This is a genomic window from Sphingopyxis panaciterrulae (assembly GCF_014199295.1).
Taxonomy (GTDB): domain Bacteria; phylum Pseudomonadota; class Alphaproteobacteria; order Sphingomonadales; family Sphingomonadaceae; genus Sphingopyxis; species Sphingopyxis panaciterrulae.
Genome location: NZ_JACIJH010000001.1, coordinates 712,346 through 733,297, shown reverse-complemented (window position 1 = coordinate 733,297; position 20,952 = coordinate 712,346). Strand labels below are relative to the sequence as shown.

The window sequence follows — 20,952 nt, the reverse complement described above, 5'->3', positions numbered from 1 at the left end:
AAAGAGGAACCGGCAGAGTGGCATCACTCAAGGAACTGAAGCTGCGGATCAACTCGGTCAAATCGACCCAGAAGATCACCAAGGCCAAGAAGATGGTCGCCGCCGCGAAGCTGCGCAAGGCGCAGGCCGCGGCCGAGGCCGCGCGCCCCTATGCCGAGCGGCTCGAAGGCGTCGTCGCCAGCCTCGCCTCGAAGGTCGGCGCCGCCGACAGCGCGCCGAAGCTGCTGTCGGGCACCGGCAAGAGCGACACCCACCTGCTGCTCGTCCTCAACAGCGACCGCGGGCTGGCCGGCGCGTTCAACTCGAACATCGTCAAGGCCGCGCGCGACAAGGCCAACGAGTTGCAGGCGGCGGGCAAGACCGTCCGCTTCTTCCTCGTCGGCCGCAAGGGCCGCCCGGTCATCAATCGCCTTTTCCCCGGCCAGATCGTCGAGCATTACGAGACGACCGGCATCCGCGACATCGGCTTCGACCAGGCACAGGAAATCGCCGGCAAGGTCCGCGAATTGTTCGAGGCGGGCGCGTTCGACGTCGCCCACCTCTTCTATTCCAAATTCCGCTCGGCGCTGGTGCAGGAAGCGACCGGCCAGCAGCTCATCCCCGTTCCCGCCCCCGCCGAAACCCCGGCGCCCGGCGGCGCGGCGGTCGAATATGAACCCGACGAGGAAGCGATCCTCGCCGACCTCTTGCCGCGCAACGTCACGATCCAGGTCTTCAAGGGCCTGCTGGAAAACGCCGCGTCGGAACAGGGCGCGTCGATGACCGCGATGGACAATGCGACGCGCAACGCGGGCGAGCTGATCAACAAGCTGACCATCGTCTACAACCGCACGCGTCAGGCGGCGATCACGACCGAACTCATCGAAATCATCGCTGGCGCGGAAGCGCTGTAGCACCACGAAGAAGCTGGCGCGGAAGCGCTCTAACCGATCAACCCAAGGAAGAAGACCATGGCAACCGCACCTGCCCCTGAAAAGAAGGCTCCCGCCAAAAAGGCTGCCGCGCCGAAGAAGCCGGCTGCTCCGAAGAAGGCCGCCGCGACCAAGGCCGCGTCCGCCGGCACCGCCACCGGGCGCGTCGCACAGGTCATCGGCGCCGTCGTCGACGTCCAGTTCGACGGCGCGCTGCCAGCGATCCTGAACGCGCTCGAAACCGACAATGGCGGCAACCGCCTCGTCCTCGAAGTCGCGCAGCATCTGGGCGAGAACACGGTCCGCACCATCGCGATGGACGCGACCGACGGCCTGACCCGCGGCCAGCCCGTCGCCGACACCGGCGCGCAGATTTCGGTGCCGGTCGGCCCGAAGACGCTGGGCCGCATCCTCAACGTCGTCGGCGACCCGATCGACGAGCGCGGCCCGATCGGCAGCGACATGACCGCGCCGATTCACGCCCAGGCCCCCGAATTCATCGACCAGTCGACCGAGGCCGCGATCCTGGTCACCGGCATCAAGGTCATCGACCTGCTTGCCCCCTATGCGAAGGGCGGCAAGATCGGCCTGTTCGGCGGCGCCGGCGTCGGCAAGACCGTGCTGATCCAGGAACTGATCAACAACATCGCCAAGGGTCACGGCGGCGTTTCGGTGTTTGCCGGCGTCGGCGAGCGTACCCGCGAGGGCAACGACCTCTATCATGAATTCCTCGACGCCGGCGTCATCGCCAAGGATGCCGAAGGCAACCCGACCCCCGACGGGTCGAAGGTGGCGCTGGTGTTCGGCCAGATGAACGAGCCGCCGGGCGCCCGCGCCCGCGTCGCGCTGTCGGGCCTGACGATGGCCGAATATTTCCGCGACCAGGAAGGGCAGGACGTGCTCTTCTTCGTCGACAACATCTTCCGCTTCACCCAGGCGGGTTCGGAAGTGTCGGCGCTGCTCGGCCGCATTCCCTCGGCGGTGGGCTATCAGCCGACCCTGTCGACCGACATGGGCGCGTTGCAGGAACGCATCACCTCGACCACCAAGGGCTCGATCACCTCGGTGCAGGCGATCTACGTTCCCGCGGACGATTTGACCGACCCCGCGCCGGCGACGTCCTTCGCTCACCTGGACGCGACGACCAACCTCAACCGCGCGATTTCGGAGCTCGGCATCTATCCGGCGGTCGATCCGCTCGATTCGACCAGCCGCATGCTGGAGCCGCGCATCGTCGGGCAGGAGCATTACGAGACCGCCCGCCGCGTTCAGGAAACGCTGCAGAAATACAAGTCGCTGCAGGACATCATCGCGATCCTGGGCATGGACGAGCTGTCGGAAGAGGACAAGCTGACCGTCGCCCGCGCCCGCAAGATCCAGCGCTTCCTGTCGCAGCCCTTCCACGTCGCCGAGGTGTTCACCAACATCCCCGGCAAGTTCGTGCAGATCGAGGACACGATCAAATCGTTCAAGGCGGTCGTCGACGGCGAATATGACCATCTGCCCGAAGCGGCTTTCTACATGGTCGGCGGCATCGACGAAGCGGTCGCCAAGGCCGCGAAGCTGGCCGAAGAGGCGTAAGCTGATTCCCCTCCCGCTTGCGGGAGGGGCATTCTAAAACTCCCCTCCCGCTCGCGGGAGGGGCTGGGGGAGGGCCTGTCGGGGAACGGGCCTTCCGCCAGCTATGAAACAGTCCCTCCCCCGACCCCTCCCGCAAGCGGGAGGGGGGAGATGATAGAATGGCCCTGAAGTTCGAACTCGTCACCCCCGCCCGCCTCGAGCGGTCGAACGACGTCTATATGGTCACCGTGCCGGGCAGCGAGGGCGATTTCTCGGTGCTCGAAGGCCACGCGCCCTTCATGGCGACGCTGCGCAACGGCCCGCTGACCATCTACGCTTCGCAGGGTGCGACGCCCGAGACGATCGAGGTCGAAGGCGGCTTCGCCGAAGTGAACGAGACGGGCCTCACCGTCCTCGCCGAGCATGTCGCGGGCTGACGCGCAGCACCGCCATCGCCGGATCGAAGGGGCTCCGTTCGGGGCCCCTTTTTCTTTGGCTGCCATGCAGCGTAGGAATGCCCGTTCTGGGTCCCCCCACCTTTGTCATTCCCGCGAAAGCGGGAATCCAGAGCGTGCGCAGGCCGATCCCGCCCCTGGGTTCCCGCTTTCGCGGGAATGACAAAGTTATGAAATGCCGATCATCGTCTTCCGATCGTAAAATGGCCTGACGGCAATGATCCCCCGCCGCCCATCCGGCCATAATCCCAGTCTTCGGCCTTGCTGCCGTCCATCAGCGAGATGCGCGCCTTCAGCCGGTCTCCCTCGCGCCAGTAGCGGATGCGCTGCGGATAATCATGCGCCGGGTTGGCGAACTCGATCATCCGGTCCCCAACCGCCACCATCGGAAATTCCGCCGCCGGGCGTCCGAACGGCTGCGCGAAGAAGGCGAGCGTTCCGTCGGCCTTGCGCACGATCCGCGTATGTTCGAACACGCCGAGGGTATCGCCCGTCCCGATTCGCGCCGCGCCGACCATGATGCCACCGCGCGGCGGGGTCCAATATTCGTCGGCCCAGCGCTCGCCGGGACCCGCCTGTTCCCACGCCCCCTCCATCCAGCCGGGCAGTTCGGGCGAATCGGCCGCCGCCAGCGGCGACGCCGCGAGCAAGGCCGCCAGCCCCAGAATCCTGATTCGCATCGTCCTTCCCCTCCTCCGCGCGTGGCTTCCCGCCACGGCATTAGGAGAATATCAAAGTTTCCCCCTTATTCACCCTGTCGATTGGGGGTTCGACCGCGCCGCGCGCGGCAGGGCGCAACCCGTTGATTCGAGAGCAGGATGAAGCGATGAGTGCATTCGGACGCCGTCCCGGAACCGCTGGCCGCCCCGCCTTTGGCGTCGCGAAGCCGATGCAGACTGGTCCCGGCGTGCCCGGCGGCGCGCAATTTCCGGCGATCGACGCCGCGGCGCCCGAGCCGTCGCCTGCCGCGCTCAGCCCCGAGCAGGAGGCGATGGAGCGACTCAACCAGCGCTCGACCGCCGAGATGGCCGAACCCGAAAAGGCGCAGGGCTTCGAGGCGTCGGTCCACAAGATCAAGGAACAGGTGCTGCCGCGCCTGCTCGAACGCGTCGACCCCGAGGCCGCGGCGACGCTGAGCAAGGACGAGCTGACCGAGGAATTCCGCCCGATCATCCTCGAGGTGCTCGCCGAGCTGCGCATCACCCTCAACCGCCGCGAACAGTTCGCGCTCGAAAAGGTGCTGGTCGACGAACTGCTCGGCTTCGGCCCGCTCGAGGAGTTGCTCGCCGACCCCGACATTTCGGATATCATGGTCAACGGGCCCTATCAGACCTATGTCGAGCGCAAGGGCCAACTCGTCATCGCGCCGATCCAGTTCCGCGACGAACAGCATCTGTTCCAGATCGCGCAGCGCATCTGCAACCAGGTCGGCCGCCGCGTCGACCAGACAACGCCGCTCGCCGACGCCCGCCTGAAGGACGGCAGCCGCGTCAACGTGATCGTGCCGCCGCTGAGCCTGCGCGGCACCGCCATCTCGATCCGCAAATTCTCGGCCAAGCCGATCACGCTCGACATGCTGTGCCAATGGGGCGCGATGAGCCAGAAGATGTGCACCGCGCTGAAGATCGCGGGCGCCAGCCGCTTCAACATCGTCATCTCGGGCGGCACCGGTTCGGGCAAGACGACGATGCTCAACGCGCTGTCCAAGATGATCGACCCCGGCGAGCGCGTGCTGACGATCGAGGACGCCGCCGAATTGCGGCTGCAACAGCCGCACTGGCTGCCGCTCGAAACGCGCCCCGCGAACCTCGAGGGCAATGGCGCGATCCATATGGGCGACCTGGTCAAGAACGCGCTGCGCATGCGCCCCGACCGCATCATCATGGGCGAGGTCCGCGGCAGCGAGTGTTTCGACCTGCTCGCCGCGATGAACACGGGTCACGACGGCTCGATGTGCACGCTCCACTCGAACAGCCCGCGCGAATGCCTCGGCCGTATGGAGAATATGGTGCTGATGGGCGACATCAAGATCCCGAAGGAGGCGATCTCGAAACAGATCGCCGATTCGGTCGACCTGATCGTCCAGATCAAGCGCCTGCGCGACGGATCGCGCCGCGTCACCAACGTCACCGAGGTGATCGGGATGGAAGGCGACGTCATCGTCACCCAGGAATTGTTCAAGTTCGAATATCTGGACGAGGACAAGGACGGCAAGATCGTCGGCGAATATCGCGCGATGGGCCTGCGCCCCTATACGCTTGAAAAGGCGCGCCAGTTCGGCTTCGACCAGCCGTTCCTGGAGGCGTGCCTCTGACCGGCGCCTTCGCCCCCGCTTTCGCGGGAATGGCAGGAAGGATTTCGGATTCCCCGCCTATTTGAACAGGCTGCCCAATATCCCGCGCATCAACTGACCGCCGAGCTTGCCCGCCATCTGGCGGCCGATGCTCGTCGCCGCGGAGCGCGCTGCCGACTGCACCATCTTTTCGGCCATCGACGGCTTCGCCGCCTCGCGCGCCGCCGCCTTTTCGAGCCGGATGCGCTCGCGTTCCTCGGCGGCCTTGCGTTTCGCCTCTTCCTTGGCGGCGATCGCGGCCTGCTTGTCGGCCTCCTCCTTCGCCTTCGCCTCGACCGCGGCGGCCTGCGCCTGCTCGGCCTTGGCGGCGAGCAGTTCCTCGGCGCTTTCGCGGTCGACCGCCGTGTCGTACTTGCCCGCGACCGGCGAGACCGACTGGATGATCGCGCGTTCCTTCGCGTCCAGCGGGCCGCAGCGCGAGCAGGGCGGCTTGATCAGCGTACGCTCGACCGGCGAGGGCGCGCCGTCGGCCATCAGCAGCGACACCAGCGCCTCGCCGACCTTGAGTTCGGTGATCTCGCGCGCGACGTCGACTTTCGGATTGGGGCGGAAGGTGTCGGCGGCGGCCTTCACCGCCTTCTGGTCGCGCGGGGTGAAGGCGCGCAGCGCGTGCTGGACGCGGTTGCCGAGCTGGCCGGCGACCGCCTCGGGCACGTCAATCGGATTCTGGGTGACGAAATAGACGCCGACGCCCTTCGAGCGGATCAGCCGCACCACCTGCTCGATCTTCTCGGTCAGCGCGGGCGGCGCGTCGTCGAACAGCAGATGCGCCTCGTCGAAGAAGAAGACCAGCTTCGGCTTGTCGGGGTCGCCAACCTCGGGCAGCGTCTCGAACATCTCGGACAGGAGCCAGAGCAGGAAGGTCGCATAGAGCTTCGGGCTCGCCATCAGCTTGTCGGCGGCGAGGATGTTCACATAGCCGCGGCCCTTGTCGTCGCACTGGATCATGTCGGCGATGTCGAGCGCGGGCTCGCCGAAGAAATGGTCGCCGCCCTGGCTTTCCAGCGTCAGCAATTGCCGCTGGATCGCGCCGACGCTCGCCTTGGTGACATTGCCGTATCTGGTCGACAGCTCGTCGGCATGTTCGGCGCACCAGGTGAGCATCGCCTGCAGGTCGCCAAGGTCGAGGAGGAGCATGTTCTGCTCGTCGGCGACACGGAACGCGATCGCGAGCACGCCCTCCTGCGTCTCGTTGAGCCCCATCAGCCGCGCGAGCAGCAGCGGCCCCATTTCCGAAATGGTCGTACGCACCGGGTGCCCCTGTTCGCCGAACAGGTCCCAGAAGATCACCGGATTGTCGCGATAGGCCCAGTCGGTGTCGCCGATCTCGGCCGCGCGCTTCGCGAAGGGTTCGTGCGTCTTGGCGGTCGGGCTGCCCGCCATCGCCATGCCCGACAGATCGCCCTTCACATCGGCGACGAAGACCGGGACGCCAACCGCGGACAGGCTTTCGGCGAGGCCCTGCAGCGTCACCGTCTTGCCGGTGCCGGTCGCCCCGGCGATCAGCCCGTGACGGTTCGCGCGTTTCAGCACCAGCGACTGGCGCGGCCCATCGGGCGCCCCGCCGCCGCCGAGCCCGATATAGATTTCGGTCGCTGTGCTGCCGTCGCTCACCCGTCGTCCTCCGCTGTTTCCACCGCATCGGGTCTAGAGCGGCCGGGCAGGTCAGGCAATCGACAACTCGGCCACGGGCGACCGTCCGGCACCGCGACGACCAGAGCGACGAACCGCAAACATGCGCCGCTCGCGACGAATGAAAGACCGAAGGCGACCATAGCGGATGCGATCTCCGGCGAAAGCCGGGGTCCAGGGCGGTAGTGAGCAGACGTCGTGCGATTACGCCGTGGCCCCCGGCTTTCGCCGGGGATCACGAGAGAGTTGCCGACAGAAACGCCATTCTTCGTCCATTGTCACCCCGGACTTGATCCGGGGGCCCGCTGGATACCGAAACCAGTCGATGCCTTGAAAAAGCGGGATCCCGGATCAAGTCCGGGGTGACGAATGTCGGGAAGCGACCGATAGGCGACGTTTCCATCATCGTCACCCTGAACTTGTTTCAGGGTCCATGGCCTGCCGTTTCCTTCGGCGCAGCGCAGGGTGAGAGGTCCGGCCATGGATGCTGAAACAAGTTCAGCATGACGAGGCCGCGAGGCAGTTTCCCACCCCAATTTGGCCATTCGCGGCTGGTCCGGCCTCTATAACGGCTGACGACCGGTCCCGATCCTAGCCGGGCACCGGGCCCAGCGACTGGCGAAGGGTGAGGTCATAGGGGACGGTGATCACCTGCCCTCCCTTCTCCGCATCGCCCGCGCGCCCCTCGATGAGGCGCTGGCCCGCAATCCGCGCGATTTCGATCGTCGGCTGGCTGACCGTCGTGATCCGCGGCCAGCTATGCTGCGCGATCGCGAGGCCGCCGAACCCGACCAGCGACAGTTCGGCCGGGACCGACAGGCCCCGATCGATCGCGGCCGCGAGCACACCCGCCGCCATTTCGTCGTTGGCGGCGAAGATCGCCGTCGGCGGGTCGGCAAGGTCGAGCAGCTCGCGGCCCCGCTCCAGCCCGGACGTGAACAGGAAATTGCCCTGGCGCACCTCGACCGTGGCCCCCGGCACCTCGGCCACCGCTTCCAGCAGTCCCGTCTTGCGGTCGCGCTGCGCCGCGTGGGCGTCGGGACCGTCGATGAAACCGATCCGCCGGTGTCCGAACGACAGGATCGCCTCGCCCACCTCGCGCGCCGCACGCCGGTTGTCGATGACGAGGCACAGGCCGCGCCCCAGTTGCAGCCCCGGGTTGATCCGCGCGAAGGGCAGGTCGCGGCTTTCCAGTACGTCGAGTATCCAGTCCGTGTCGCACAGCGGCGGAACCAGCACGATGCCGTCGAGCTTCACCAGATCGAGAAACCGTTCCAATATCGCCTGCGCCTCGCCGGCGTCGCCCGCCGAAACGCTTTCGATCACCAGATGATTTTCGGCGGTGCGACAGGCTTGCAGCAGGCCCAGGATCACGTCCGCGGCATAGCTGGGCATGCGACGGTCGATATCGGGCGAATCGCGCCTCTCTCCCTGCGCCCCGACGATGAACCCCAGCGCCTGCGCCTTGCCGCCCCGCAGCAGGCGCGCGGCGCGATTGGGCTTGTAGTCGAGCTCGCGCATCGCCGCCTCGACCTTGCGCCGCAGTTCCTCGGCCACGGTCGGCGCCCCGTTCAGCACCCGTGACACGGTCTTGAAGGACACGCCGGCGCGCTTCGCGATATCGACGATGGTGACGGACCGTTTCAAAAACCCTCCCCTTGCCGGGATCGTTCGGCTAACCGCCCGTGACGATAGACGGCGCCGGATGCAAATCAAACCGCGGCGCGAGAAGAAGGAGAGGACGGACGTGACCGACAGGCCGGTTTCCGCCGCTGCCCCGCCGGGAATGCGCTTCATCCCCGGCGGCCCTTTTACCATGGGGTCGGAGCATTTCTATCCCGAGGAGGCCCCGCTCCGCCAGGTGCGGGTCGACGGGTTCTGGATCGACGCCGCGCCGGTCACCAATCGCGACTTCGCCCGCTTCGTCGCGGCGACCGGCCACGTCACCGCGGCGGAAATCGCGCCCGACCCTCGCGACTATCCCGGCCTGTTGCCCGGCATGGACCGCGCCGGATCGCTGGTGTTCCGCAAGACGGCGGGACCCGTCGACCTCGGCGATCCCGGCCACTGGTGGCATTTCGAATTCGGGGCCGACTGGCGCCATCCGCTCGGCCCGGACAGTTCGATCGCGGAACTGGAGGATCATCCGGTCGTCCATATCGCCTATGCCGATGCCGAGGCCTATGCCGCCTGGGCCGGCAAGGCGCTGCCGACCGAGACCGAATGGGAATATGCCGCGCGCGGCGGCCTTGATGGCGCCGACTATGCCTGGGGCGACGAACTGGCCCCCGGCGGGGCGATGCTGGCGAATTACTGGCAGGGGCTGTTCCCCTTCGCCAATCAATGCCTCGACGGCTGGGACGGCACGTCGCCGGTCGGCCATTTCCCGGCCAACGGCTTCGGCCTCTTCGACATGATCGGCAATGTCTGGGAATGGACGCAGGACTGGTGGTCGCAGCCCAGGGCGAGCGCGAAGCGCGGAAAGCCATCCTGCTGCGCCGTCCGGAATCCGAAAGGCGGCCTTCGCCGGCAAAGTCACGACCCGGACCAGCCCGCCATCCGCATCGCCCGCAAGGTGCTCAAGGGCGGATCGCACCTGTGCGCCGCCAATTATTGCCAGCGCTATCGCCCCGCCGCGCGCCATCCGCAAAGCATCGACAGCTCAACGAGCCATATCGGATTCCGCTGCGTGGTCCGGAGGAAGGACGGCGCCGCCAACCCATAAATTTGTGCGATGTAATATTGTAACCTTCGTCATGTTATGCCATATCCCTGTCGCCCATCGGACCAACGGAGAATCGGGTGACCGACGTCGCCAGCCCTGCCCCTGCCCTGACGCGCCTCGGCGCGGTCCTTCGGGCTGCGCGCGGGTCGCGGCCGCTGACGTCGCTTTCGGGCGACCAGCTCGCGATGGGACTTTCGGGCCTGTGCCTCGTCCACTGCCTGGCCAGCACCATCTTCTTCGCATCGATCGCCTCGGTCAGCGGGGTGCTCGAAAATCATCTGTTCCACGAAATCGGTCTGGTCGTCGCGATCGGATTCGCACTGGTGACGCTTGTCGCGGGCGTGCTCAGCCACGGCTATATGATGCCCTTCGCGGTCGGCAGCTTCGGGCTCGGCATGATGGCGGGCGCGCTGTCGCGGCCGCATGACGGCAGCGAGATCGTCGCGACGATGATCGGCGTCGCGATCGTGGCGCTGGGCCACGACCTCAACCGCCGCGCTGCACATTGATACGCAGTGCCCGCAGCTTGCGGGCGGCTGTCTGAATCCCTACATTGGTTCTGGCGCGAGGCCGATGGTCCGCGCGCAGAGGAACAGCCATGGGCAAGCATGAGCACAAGCATATCGAGGCGAGCGGCGCCTCGCTCGCGCGGGCGGCACAGGGCGCCCTCGAACAGGCCGGCGAGGCCTGGACCGACATGCGTGCCCAGATTTTCGACGCCGTCGCGGAGATCGGCAAGCCGGCGAGCGCCTATGAGATCGCCGACATCGTGTCGCGGAAGCGCGGCAAGCGCGTCGCGCCGAACAGCGTCTACCGGATTCTCGACCTGTTCGTTGCCAACAATCTGGTCCGCCGCGTCGAAAGCGCCAACGCCTTCGTCGCGAACAGCCATCCGGGCTGCCTCCACGACTGTATCTTCCTGATCTGCGACAGTTGCGGCAACGCCGTCCATGTCGACAACGACCTGCTGTCGGACGGCGTGCGCGCCGCCGCCGAGGCGGCCGGCTTCGCCGCCGAGCGTCCGGTGATCGAAGTGCGCGGCAAATGCCCCGAATGCCAATAGGCGCATGACGGACGCCGCGTCAGGGGGATCGCGGCTTCAGCACTGGTTCGACGCCCAGCGCCTGCGCCCCGCGGCGCCGACGCGTGCCTGGTACGGCGCCCTTGCCTTCGGCATCGCGACCTTGCTGTTCGGGATCAGGCTCGTCGCGACCTTCCCGGCGACCGGCGCGGGGTTCGCCGACGGCTATGGCACGCCGGTGATCGCCTTCGAATTCGCGCGCGGGCAGGCGGATTTGCTCGCGATCTTCGGCCCCGAAAGCGACCCGATGCAGGTCTCGCGCCTCGCCGCGATGCGCGCGGGGAACGAGGGCGATTATCTCTTCATGCTCCTGTATGCCGGCTTCGTCGGCTGCGGGCTGTTCGCGCTGTGGCGCGAACTGCGGTCGCGCGTCCTGTTCGCCGCGATCGCACTGCCGGTCGCCGCGGCGCTGTGCGACGCGTGGGAAAATACGCTGCTCTTCGATATCCAGACCGCCTTCACGCTCGGCGACTATTCGCCGGCGATGGCGAGCCTGCCCTGGCCCGTCGCAGCGAAATTCATCCTGCTCGCACTCGCCAATATCGCTGTTGGCCATGGCATGATGCAGCTCGGCCGCCGCTGGCAGCTTCCCGCCGCGCTGGCGACGGCGCCGGTGATCGCAGTCGCGATGGCGCTCGCCGTGCCGCCCGCCTTCGGCTGGACGCTGGGAGCGGCGATCGGCGCCGGGTGGATCGGGCTGCTCCTGCTCGCCGCGATCGGCAGTTGGCGGGCGCTGGTCCGAAAGCGCCCGCTCGTCGATTTCGAGGCACCGCTCCCGCGCCGCCGGGCGAGGACACCCGATGCCCCACCGACGCGGCGCAGCTTCGGGCGTAAACGCTAACCCCCTTCCCGTCCCCGAATCCGCGGTCTAGGGAGACCGGCGAATCCGAACCACGGGGACTGCCATGAACACCGTCATCATCCGCGAGGACGATCTGATCGAGACGATCGCCGACGCGCTCCAGTATATCAGCTATTTCCACCCGATGGATTATATCCGCGCTTTGGGCGCGGCCTATGCCCGCGAGGTGTCGCCCGCCGCCAAGGATGCGATGGCGCAGATATTGTCGAACAGCCGCATGTGCGCCGAGGGGCATCGGCCGATCTGTCAGGACACCGGCATCGTCACCGTCTTCATCCAATGGGGCATGGACTGCCGCCTCGACAGCCCCCGCAGCCTCCAGCAGGTCGTCGACGAAGGCGTGCGCCGCGCCTATCTCCATCCCGACAACAAGCTGCGCGCCTCGATCCTCGCCGATCCGGCGTTCAGCCGCGTCAATACGAAGGACAACACGCCGTCGGTCCTCAACGTCGAGATGGTGCCCGGCGACAAGGTGCATATCGACGTCGCCGCGAAGGGCGGCGGCAGCGAGAACAAGTCGAAGTTCAAGATGCTGAACCCCAGCGACTCGATCGTCGACTGGGTGCTCGACATGGTGCCGCAGATGGGCGCCGGCTGGTGCCCGCCCGGGATGCTGGGCATCGGCATCGGCGGCACCGCCGAAAAGGCGATGCTGCTCGCCAAGCAATCGCTGATGGACCCGATCGACATGACCGAACTGCTTGCGCGCGGGCCGGCCTCGCCGATCGAGGAGCTGCGCGTCGAGCTCTATGAAAAGGTCAACGCGCTCGGCATCGGCGCCCAGGGATTGGGGGGCCTGTCGACCGTGCTCGACGTCAAGATCAGGGACTGGCCGACCCACGCCGCGTCGAAGCCGGTCGCGATGATCCCCAATTGCGCCGCGACGCGCCACGCGCACGTCACGCTCGACGGCAGCGGCCCCGCCTTCCTCGAGCCGCCGGTGCTCGCCGATTATCCGCAGATCAACTGGGCGCCCGACAGCGCGGCGAAGCGCGTCGACCTCGACACGCTGACCCCCGAGGTGGTCGCGAGCTGGAAGCAGGGCGACCGCATCCTCCTCAACGGCAAGATGCTCACCGGCCGCGACGCCGCGCACAAGCGCATCGCCGACATGCTCGCGAAGGGCGAGGAGTTGCCCGTCGCGTTCAGGGGCCGCGTCATCTATTATGTCGGCCCCGTCGATCCGGTGGGCGAAGAGATCGTCGGCCCCGCCGGTCCGACGACCGCGACGCGCATGGACAAGTTCATGGACATGATGCTCGATCAGGGCCTTCTCGCCTGCGTCGGCAAGGCCGAGCGCGGCCCCGCCGCGACGCAAGCGATCGCCAGGCACAAGAGCGCCTATCTGATGGCGGTCGGCGGCGCCGCCTATCTGGTCGCGCGCGCGATCAAGGGCAGCCAGGTCGTCGGCTTCGCCGACCTGGGCATGGAGGCGATCTACGAATTCGAGGTCAAGGACTTCCCGGTCACCGTCGCGGTCGACAGCGAAGGCCAGAACGTCCACGTCAACGCGCCACTCGTCTGGCAGAAGCGGATCAGGGACGAAGGACTGCTCGAAAAAGCCTAGAACCCATAGACCAAAGTGAAGCGCGTCATCGTGTCGAGCCGTTCGACGCCGGCCGGTGGGTGGGTGTCGAGCGCCGCCGAATAGGCGATTCGCGCCGACAGCCCGCCCGACAGCTTGGCGTTGAGCGCGGTCAGCGAACTGGTCGAGGTCGTCGTTTCGCCGATGATCGTCGAGGCGGTCTGGGTCAGCTTGATCGCCGGCGACAATTGCCAGCCGAAATCGAGCCCGGCGAGCCCGGTGAGTTCGTCGTCGTCGGGTTGATGGAGGAAATTGGTGTGGCGCCACGCCGGCCCCGCCTTGAGGTTCAGCGTCATCGCCTTGTTGTCGACGATCTTGTAGCCGAGCCCGCCCGAGGCGCTCCAGCGTACGTCGAAGCCCTGCATCCGGTCGCGTTCCCAACGCCCGAGGCCGAAGGCGAAGGTACGGTCGTTGAGCCGCGCCTGCGGTTCATATTCGGCGATGAATTTCTCGACCGTCGTCGCGCCGTTGGTGCGCTGATAATCGGCCTGCGCCATGATCCGGTGGCTCCAGTCGATCCCCTTGCGGTTGAGCGCGATGCCGAGGCTGAGGCCGACCGAATCGGTGTTACCGCTGCTCTGCGATGCGCCGATCTGGCCCTCGCCCTTCCAATTCTCCCAGAATTTCGCCGCGGCGAGCTTGGCGCGCGCAGCCTCGGCCGCCGCCTTCTTCTCGGCCGCGCGCCGGGCGCGATAGTCGGTCAGCAGCGCGTCGATCTCGGCCACCTGCTCGGGGCTGGTTTCCTTCGCGAGCTTGCCGACCGCCTCGACGTCGCCATCCTTCTTGCTCGCCATGGCAGCGGCCAGCATCTCGCGCACCGGGTCGGGGTCGGCCTGCAGATCGCCGTGCCGCCTCGCTTCATAGGCGGCGAGGATCGCGTCGATGTCCCCGATCGAGCGCGGATTGGTCGCCTTGGCAAGCGACACCACCGTTTCCACCTCGCTCTTCTTGCCGCCATCGAGCGCCGCCTCGATCATCGCGCGGACGGGATTGGGCAGCGGCTTCGGCATGATTTCGGGCACCAGACCCGGCAGGCCGGCGGGGACGAGCAGCGGCGACACGGTCGGACCCGTCACCTGAGCGCAGACGGGCGAAGCCCCCGAAGCGATCAGGAGCGTGAGAGCCGACAAGCGCGCAAATTTCATCATCGAACGGGTCCTTCGCCGGGGGAGAGAGGTGAGGATTTTCGACCGGATCGAGGGGCTTCGCCTCGTCCCATACCGATTCATAGGCGCAAAGCCACTGGCATTTCCAGCCTTAACGCCCCATGTGCAAACCTATGCTGATCGCCATTTTTGCCATTTTCTGTGCTGGAATCGGCAATTTTGCGATGCACCGCGCCTTCATGGAAAGCGACGACCCGCTGGTGCGGCAGATGGTGAGGCCGCTCGCCGACAAGGTCGGACCGCACGTGACCTATGTCTTCGAGTTCCTGCTGCTCGTCGGGGCCATGACGATCGCGACGCGCAACTGGTTCACCGGGCTGTTGCTCTATGGCCTTTATACCATCTTCAACGCGATGGCGTTCAGTTGGGTCATGCACCGGCCGAAGGAATAGGGGTCACGCGACCCCGTGATACCACCACACGCCGTCGCGATCCTCCTTCGTCACCCGGCCCTCGATCTCCAGCCGCTTGAGGTGCGCGAAAGCCTCGCCGGTCGCGAGGCTCTGATGATCGGCGCCGATCGGGCGATTGAACAACAGGGGAAAGGTGTCGACTGCGCGCATCGGCGCCTCCGCCATCGCCTCGGCCAGCTTGTAGAGGCGCATGCGATGCTCGTCGCGCAGCGCGGTCAGGCGGACGTGCAACCCCTTGAACGGCTCGCCGTGCGCGGGGCAGACGATCACGTCGGACGGGATCGCGCCGAGCAATTTGTCGATCGACGCGAGCCATTCGCCGAGCGGGTCGGCGTCGGGTTCGGTGATATTGACCGAGACGTTCGAACTGATCCGCGGCAGCACCTGATCGCCCGAGATCAGCACGCCCGCGCGCTCGTTCCACAGGCACGCATGTTCGGGGCTGTGACCCGATCCGGTGACGACGCGCCACTGCTGCGCGCCCATGTCGAGGACGTCGCCGTCCTTGATCCGCACATAGGATCGCGGCAGCGGAAAGACCATCAGGCCGAAACGCCCCCAGCCGCCCGCCTTCTGCCGCTCGATCGCCTCGGCGTCCCAGCCCGCGGCGCGCGACTGCGCCAGCGCCTCTTCGGGCACCGTCTCGCTGATGTCGGCGATGATGGCGCGCGCGGTCAGCATCTCGCCGCGCGTCATCCACAGCTTCACCCCGCATTTCTTCGCGATCCAGCCGGCGAGACCGATATGGTCGGGATGGAGGTGGGTGCCGATGACGCGGGTGATGCGCGCATCGCGCAGCGCGCCGGCATAGAGCGCCTTCCACGCGTCCGAGCAGAGGGTCAGGCAGATGCCGGTGTCGACGACCGCGACGCCGTCCCCGCCGTCTCCGGTCGCATCGTCGAGCAGCCAGCTATTGATGTGACCGAGCGAACCCGGCATCGGGATGCGCGCCCAGCTTACCCCATCGGCAATGCGGATCGTCTCGCCCGCCCGCGGCGCGGCCTCGCCCCACGGATAGGTGAGGCCCGCGTGGCTGGTCGCGGTAAAGCTGTCGTCCTGCGTCAGCGAAGCATCCGGCGAACCGCTGACCGCCGGGATATCGTCTTCTTCGCCGCGCTCCGCCACGCCGTCAGGCTTCGTCGCCGGCTTCGGCATCCTCGGCGGCCCGCGCCTCGGCGGCGGCGGTGCGCTCGGCGCGCAGCTCCTCGAGCAGCGCTTCGCGGTCGCCTTCGAGGCGGCTGTCCTCGGGCGCCTTGATGCCGGCCTTCTTCGCGGCCTTGGCGACGAGCGCGTCGAGTTCGCGCTGCGAGCAGAGGCCCAGCGTCACCGGGTCCTTGGCGACGATGTTGGCGCTGTTCCAGTGGCTGCGCTCGCGGATCGCGTTGATCGTGTTGCGCGTCGTGCCGATCAGCTTGCCGATGGCACCGTCCGACACTTCGGGATGGTTCTTCAGAATCCAGGCGATGCCGTCGGGCTTGTCCTGGCGCTTGCTGACCGGGGTGTAGCGCGGGCCGCGGGTGCGGCGGATCGTGTCCTGCCCCTGCACGCTCATCTTGAGCTTATATTCGGGGTCGTTCTGACCCTTCTCGATTTCTTCCATCGACAGTTCGTTCGCGCGCACCGGGTCGCGGCCGGTATATTTGGTCGCCGCGGTCTCGTCGGCGATCGCCTGCACCTCGAGGATGTGGATGCCGCAATATTCGGCGATCTGAACGAAGGTGAGGCCGGTGTTGTCGACCAGCCAGGCGGCGGTCGCGTGCGGCATCAGCGGGGTCGGATTGGCATTGGCCATGACGCTTTTCTCCAAGCGGAAATAATAAGGGCCGCCCCTCGCGGGGCGGCCGGACATTGGCGGCGGCTATATGCGCGTTTGGCGTCCGGGGCAAGAGGGCCAGCGCGCCGCGGGCCGAGGACGGCGAATTTTCGGGGCGGCCGGTTCGATGGATTCGCCTTGAGAAAGTGAACCATTCCTTTTCCGTCATCCCGGACTTGATCCGGGGTGACGCGGAGAGAAACGGCCCCCACCCCGTCATCCCACCGTCAGCACGATCTTTCCGACATGCTCGCCCGCCTGCATCCGCGCATGGGCGGCGGCGGCTTCGGCGAGGGGGAAGCTCCGGTCCATCGCCGGCTTCCAATCGCCCTCGGCCAGGCGGGGCCAGACGGTGCGGTGAATCTCGTCGGCAAGCGCGGTCTTGAAATCGGCGCTGCGCGCGCGGAGCGTCGAGCCGGTCAGGGTCAGGCGGCGGCGCATCACCTGCGACACGTCGACCTCTGCCTTCGCGCCGCGCTGGAAGGCGATGCTCACATGTCGGCCGTCGTCGGCAAGCGCGGCGAGGTTGCGCGGCACATAGTCGCCGCCGACCATGTCGAGCACTGCGTCGACGCCCCGGCCCTCGGTGAACGCCTTCACCGCCTCGACATAATCCTCATTCGAATAGTCGATCGCGAGATCGGCGCCGAGCGCGCGCGCGGCGTCGCATTTTGCCGCGCTGCCGCAGGTGACGGCGATCCGGATATCGAACATCCTGCACAGGCCGATCGCGGTCGTGCCGATACCGCTGGTGCCGCCGTGGACGAGCACCGTCTCGCCCTCCGTCACCCACGCGCGCTCGAACAGATTGTGCCAGACGGTGAACAGGGTTTCGGGCAGCGCCGCCGCCTCGGCCATCGCAAAGCCGTGCGGCACCGGCAGGCAGCTTCCCGCCGGCGCGATGCAATATTCGGCATAGCCGCCGCCCGCGACGAGCGCACACACCGCTTGCCCCAGCATCTCCGGATCGCCGCCCGGTCCGGCCGCAACGACGGTGCCCGCGACCTCCAGCCCCGGCAGGTCGGACGCGCCCGGCGGCGGCGGATAAAAGCCCATGCGCTGCAGCACGTCGGGGCGGTTCACCCCCGCCGCGGCGACGCGGATCAGCAGTTCGCCGGGGCCGGGGCGCGGAACGGCGCGCGCTTCGGGCACCAACATTTCGGGACCGCCCGGTTCGCGAATCGCGATGGCGGTCATGCTTTCGGGCACGCTGGTCACGCTGAATCCCCCGCTTTCACGATATCCCACTCGGGGCGCCTTATTGACAGGCCGGGCGCGCGGGTCAACAGTCCGCGCCCTTGAAATGCAGGGACCAGCGAGAAAGGACACGCCATGGACGATGACGACCTTCCCCGCCGCCAGGGCGGTTCGCTCGCGGCGCTGACCCGCGAGCCGCTCGATCCGCTGTCGGTCGACGAACTCGACGACCGCATCGCGGCGCTCGAAGCCGAGATCGCGCGGGTGAAGGCGCACAAGGCCGCCGCGACAAGCCACAAGGCGGTCGCCGAGGCGCTGTTCCGCAAGGGATAGGATATGTCGAACGCCAATTCCCGCGGACCTGGTTCCTGGCTTGGCCGGAACAGCTTTTTTCTGACGTTCCACTTGATCGTTCTTGTCTGGGGGCTCTACGAATGGGACAGTGAGCCCTTCATTCTCTTCGCGTGGATCGCCTGCTGGATTGCCTTTGGCTTATTCCTGTTGATCCATCGCATCACCCTCCCCAACTGAACCCGCCATTTCAGGTAACTGCGACCGCAATATTTGCGGATGCGAAGAAAATGGGATTGCCCCGCTCCGATGAGACGTAGGGAGAGTGGAGCGGAGCGCCGACCCTTAATCACGGCGAGGCTTGCCCGTTGATGAATGGAGCCTCCAAATTCCCAACGCGCCGTTAACCATAGCGCAAGCCTGTCATCGTAATTTCATACATGCCTCCGCTTTTCCCTTGCGGCGGGGCGGCGGCATCGCCACCTTGTGATTGCGGGCTGGTCTCTCCCCGGCTGGTCCTGCAAGGAGAAAGACCATGCCGTCCTTTTCGGAAAGCCTCGAAAAGACCCTGCACAATGCACTCAAGGCCGCGTCGGAGCGCCACCATGAATATGCGACGCTCGAACATCTGCTCAATGCGCTGATCGACGACGAACATGCCGCCGAGGTGATGCGCGCCTGCGGCGTCGCGCTCGACGACCTGCAATCGGCGGTGGTCCATTATCTCGACACCGAACTCGACAGCCTGAAGGTCGAGGGGCACAGCGACCCCAGCCCCACCAGCGGTTTCCAGCGCGTCGTCCAGCGCGCGATCCTGCACGTCCAGTCGTCGGGCAAGGACGAGGTGACCGGCGCCAACGTCCTCGTCGCGCTGTTTTCGGAGCGCGAATCCTATGCCGTCTATTTCCTGCAGCAACAGGATCTGACCCGGCTCGACGCCGTCTCCTACCTCAGCCACGGCATCGGCAAGGGCGGCAAGCCCGCCGCGCAGGCCGAGCCCGAGGAGAAGGAAGAGGCGAAGGACAAGGGCGAGGCCAAGAGCAAGAAGGAAACCGCGCTCGACCAGTTCACCGTCAACCTCAACGAGAAGGCGAAGGGCGGCAAGGTCGATCCGCTGATCGGCCGCGGCGCCGAAGTCGACCGCACGATCCAGATCCTGTGCCGCCGCAGCAAGAACAACCCGCTCTATGTGGGCGATCCCGGCGTCGGCAAGACCGCCATCGCCGAAGGCCTCGCGCGCAAGATCGTCGAGGGCGACGTGCCCGAGGTGCTGCTGCCCGCGGTCATCTATTCGCTCGACATGGGCGCGCTGCTCGCGGGCACGCGCTATCGCGGCGATTTCGAGGAGCGGCTGAAGCAGGTCGTCTCCGAGCTCGAAGGCCTGCCGCACGCGATCCTGTTCATCGACGAGATCCACACGGTGATCGGCGCCGGCGCCACGTCGGGCGGCGCGATGGACGCGTCGAACCTGCTCAAGCCCGCGCTGTCGGGCGGGGTGATCCGCTGCATCGGATCGACGACGTACAAGGAGTTCCGCAATCATTTCGAAAAGGACCGCGCGCTGCTGCGCCGGTTCCAGAAGATCGACGTGATCGAGCCGAGCCTCGAGGATACCAAGAAGATTCTCGCGGGGCTGCGCGAGGCGTTCGAGACCCATCACAACGTCAAATATACCGCCGACGCGATCAACGCGGCGGTCGACCTGTCGGCGCGCTACATCAACGACCGCAAGCTGCCCGACAAGGCGATCGACGTGATCGACGAGGTCGGCGCGATGCAGATGCTGGTGCCGCCGTCGAAGCGCCGCAAGACGATCACCGCCAAGGAGATCGAGGCGGTGATCGCGACGATGGCGCGCATCCCGCCCAAGTCGGTGTCGAGCGACGACAAGCGCGTGCTCGAGACCCTCGAGACCGATCTGAAGCGCGTCGTGTTCGGCCAGAATGTCGCGATCGAGGTGCTGGCGAGCGCGATCAAGCTGTCGCGCGCCGGGCTGCGCGATCCCGAAAAGCCGATCGGCAACTATCTGTTCAGCGGCCCGACCGGCGTCGGCAAGACCGAGGTGGCGAAGCAGCTCGCGCACCTGCTCGGCATCCCGCTCCAGCGCTTCGACATGTCGGAATATATGGAGCGCCATTCGGTGAGCCGCCTGATCGGCGCGCCCCCGGGCTATGTCGGCTACGATCAGGGCGGCCTGTTGACCGATGCGATCGACCAGAACCCGCATTGCGTGCTGCTGCTCGACGAGATCGAGAAGGCGCATCCCGACCTGTTCAACATATTGTTGCAGGTCATGGATCATGGCCGGCTGACCGACCATCACGGCAAGACGGTCGATTTCCGCAACGTCATCCTGATCATGACGACCAATGCGGGCGCCAGCGACATGGCGCGCGAATCGATCGGCTTCGGCCAGGCGACGCGCGAGGATGTGCAGGAGGAAGCGGTGAAGAATCTCTTCACCCCCGAATTCCGCAACCGCCTCGATGCGATCGTGCCCTTCGGCTATCTGCCGCCCGAGGTCGTCGCGCGGGTCGTCGACAAGTTCATCCTCGAGCTCGAACTGCAACTCGCCGACCGCAACGTCCACATCCAGCTCGACGAGGCGGCGCGCGGATGGCTGACGGCGAAGGGCTATGACAAGCTCTATGGCGCGCGCCCGATGGGCCGCCTGATCCAGGAGAAGATCAAGCAGCCGCTGGCCGAGGAGCTGCTGTTCGGCAAGCTCGTCCACGGCGGCGAGGTCAAGGTGCGGATGAAGGAAGGCGAGGACGCCAAGGTCGGCAACCCGCTCAGCTTCGAAATCACCCCCGCCCCGCCCAAGGGCGCCAGGGGCAAGGCGAAAGGCAAGGCCGAGAAGGCGGCGGAGTAGAACAGTCGCAGGATAATCGTCATCCCGGCGAAAGCC

Annotated in this window: 20 protein-coding genes; 13 read left to right on the top strand and 7 right to left on the bottom strand. The window is 66.6% G+C overall.

The genetic code is table 11. The annotated features are described in order from the left end of the window. Positions 1-17 precede the first annotated feature (17 nt). The 3 genes from FHR21_RS03455 to FHR21_RS03445 all read left to right on the top strand — a co-directional run bounded on the left by FHR21_RS03455 (position 18) and on the right by FHR21_RS03445 (position 2,908). Positions 18-893: a F0F1 ATP synthase subunit gamma gene (locus FHR21_RS03455; RefSeq protein WP_184095288.1), complete on the top strand. Its 876-nt coding sequence runs from the start codon at positions 18-20 to the stop codon at positions 891-893. A gap of 57 nt (positions 894-950) precedes the next feature. Next, positions 951-2,492, top strand: coding sequence for a F0F1 ATP synthase subunit beta (gene atpD, locus FHR21_RS03450; RefSeq protein WP_184095286.1), 1,542 nt, complete (start codon positions 951-953; stop codon positions 2,490-2,492). Between the two features lie 158 nt (positions 2,493-2,650). After that, positions 2,651-2,908, top strand: coding sequence for an ATP synthase F1 subunit epsilon (locus tag FHR21_RS03445; RefSeq protein ID WP_184095284.1), 258 nt, complete (start codon positions 2,651-2,653; stop codon positions 2,906-2,908). A 200-nt stretch (positions 2,909-3,108) separates the two neighbouring features. Here FHR21_RS03445 and FHR21_RS03440 read toward each other — a convergent pair whose 3' ends face one another. Next, positions 3,109-3,606 (bottom strand): DUF6265 family protein, encoded by a 498-nt coding sequence (locus FHR21_RS03440; protein WP_221234961.1) that lies wholly within the window; start codon positions 3,604-3,606, stop codon positions 3,109-3,111. Positions 3,607-3,752: 146 nt separating this feature from the next. On the opposite strand from FHR21_RS03440, the gene FHR21_RS03435 reads away from it, so the two are divergent. Continuing rightward, positions 3,753-5,240: a TadA family conjugal transfer-associated ATPase gene (locus FHR21_RS03435; protein ID WP_184095282.1), complete on the top strand. Its 1,488-nt coding sequence runs from the start codon at positions 3,753-3,755 to the stop codon at positions 5,238-5,240. Between the two features lie 57 nt (positions 5,241-5,297). Here the strand turns inward: FHR21_RS03435 and FHR21_RS03430 are convergent, their stop codons facing one another. Both FHR21_RS03430 and FHR21_RS03425 read right to left on the bottom strand, forming a co-directional pair. Beyond that, on the bottom strand, positions 5,298-6,893 hold the full coding sequence (locus FHR21_RS03430; protein ID WP_420825263.1) for a helicase HerA-like domain-containing protein: 1,596 nt from the start codon (positions 6,891-6,893) through the stop codon (positions 5,298-5,300). 609 nt (positions 6,894-7,502) lie between these two features. Continuing rightward, complete coding sequence (locus FHR21_RS03425; RefSeq protein WP_184095280.1) at positions 7,503-8,558, bottom strand: LacI family DNA-binding transcriptional regulator; 1,056 nt, start codon at positions 8,556-8,558, stop codon at positions 7,503-7,505. A gap of 139 nt (positions 8,559-8,697) precedes the next feature. Between FHR21_RS03425 and FHR21_RS03420 the strand changes: the two genes are divergently transcribed. From FHR21_RS03420 to FHR21_RS03400, 5 genes are all read left to right on the top strand, one after another. Beyond that, positions 8,698-9,636, top strand: a complete 939-nt coding sequence (locus FHR21_RS03420) for a formylglycine-generating enzyme family protein (protein WP_184095586.1) — start codon at positions 8,698-8,700, stop codon at positions 9,634-9,636. Between the two features lie 77 nt (positions 9,637-9,713). Continuing rightward, on the top strand, positions 9,714-10,145 hold the full coding sequence (locus tag FHR21_RS03415) for a MerC family mercury resistance protein (RefSeq protein ID WP_184095278.1): 432 nt from the start codon (positions 9,714-9,716) through the stop codon (positions 10,143-10,145). An 89-nt stretch (positions 10,146-10,234) separates the two neighbouring features. Next, positions 10,235-10,699 carry a Fur family transcriptional regulator gene (locus FHR21_RS03410; RefSeq protein WP_184095276.1) on the top strand — a complete coding sequence of 155 codons (465 nt, stop codon included), beginning with the start codon at positions 10,235-10,237 and terminating at the stop codon, positions 10,697-10,699. 4 nt (positions 10,700-10,703) lie between these two features. After that, positions 10,704-11,558 carry a hypothetical protein gene (locus FHR21_RS03405; RefSeq protein WP_184095274.1) on the top strand — a complete coding sequence of 285 codons (855 nt, stop codon included), beginning with the start codon at positions 10,704-10,706 and terminating at the stop codon, positions 11,556-11,558. A gap of 64 nt (positions 11,559-11,622) precedes the next feature. Then, on the top strand, positions 11,623-13,146 hold the full coding sequence (locus FHR21_RS03400; RefSeq protein ID WP_184095272.1) for a fumarate hydratase: 1,524 nt from the start codon (positions 11,623-11,625) through the stop codon (positions 13,144-13,146). On the opposite strand, the gene FHR21_RS03395 is transcribed toward FHR21_RS03400, so the two are convergent. Then, entirely contained in the window at positions 13,143-14,240 is a 1,098-nt protein-coding gene (locus FHR21_RS03395) for a DUF481 domain-containing protein (RefSeq protein ID WP_338113038.1), read from the bottom strand. The two genes, FHR21_RS03400 and FHR21_RS03395, sit on opposite strands and share 4 nt — an antisense overlap. Before the next feature lie 254 nt (positions 14,241-14,494). Between FHR21_RS03395 and FHR21_RS03390 the strand changes: the two genes are divergently transcribed. Beyond that, positions 14,495-14,722: a hypothetical protein gene (locus FHR21_RS03390; RefSeq protein ID WP_184095268.1), complete on the top strand. Its 228-nt coding sequence runs from the start codon at positions 14,495-14,497 to the stop codon at positions 14,720-14,722. A 3-nt stretch (positions 14,723-14,725) separates the two neighbouring features. Here the strand turns inward: FHR21_RS03390 and FHR21_RS03385 are convergent, their stop codons facing one another. From FHR21_RS03385 to FHR21_RS03375, 3 genes are all read right to left on the bottom strand, one after another. Further along, entirely contained in the window at positions 14,726-15,898 is a 1,173-nt protein-coding gene (locus tag FHR21_RS03385; protein ID WP_184095266.1) for an MBL fold metallo-hydrolase, read from the bottom strand. Beyond that, positions 15,873-16,508: a DUF1013 domain-containing protein gene (locus FHR21_RS03380; protein ID WP_184095584.1), complete on the bottom strand. Its 636-nt coding sequence runs from the start codon at positions 16,506-16,508 to the stop codon at positions 15,873-15,875. Before FHR21_RS03380 ends, FHR21_RS03385 begins: the two co-directional genes overlap by 26 nt. A 264-nt stretch (positions 16,509-16,772) precedes the next feature. After that, positions 16,773-17,753, bottom strand: a complete 981-nt coding sequence (locus tag FHR21_RS03375) for an NAD(P)H-quinone oxidoreductase (protein ID WP_184095582.1) — start codon at positions 17,751-17,753, stop codon at positions 16,773-16,775. A gap of 135 nt (positions 17,754-17,888) precedes the next feature. On the opposite strand from FHR21_RS03375, the gene FHR21_RS03370 reads away from it, so the two are divergent. The 3 genes from FHR21_RS03370 (at position 17,889) to clpA (ending at position 20,916) form a co-directional block, all read left to right on the top strand. Further along, positions 17,889-18,086: a DUF1192 domain-containing protein gene (locus FHR21_RS03370; RefSeq protein WP_184095264.1), complete on the top strand. Its 198-nt coding sequence runs from the start codon at positions 17,889-17,891 to the stop codon at positions 18,084-18,086. Between the two features lie 3 nt (positions 18,087-18,089). Continuing rightward, complete coding sequence (locus FHR21_RS03365; RefSeq protein WP_184095262.1) at positions 18,090-18,284, top strand: hypothetical protein; 195 nt, start codon at positions 18,090-18,092, stop codon at positions 18,282-18,284. 295 nt (positions 18,285-18,579) lie between these two features. Beyond that, positions 18,580-20,916, top strand: coding sequence for an ATP-dependent Clp protease ATP-binding subunit ClpA (gene clpA / locus FHR21_RS03360; protein ID WP_184095260.1), 2,337 nt, complete (start codon positions 18,580-18,582; stop codon positions 20,914-20,916). Positions 20,917-20,952 lie beyond the last annotated feature (36 nt).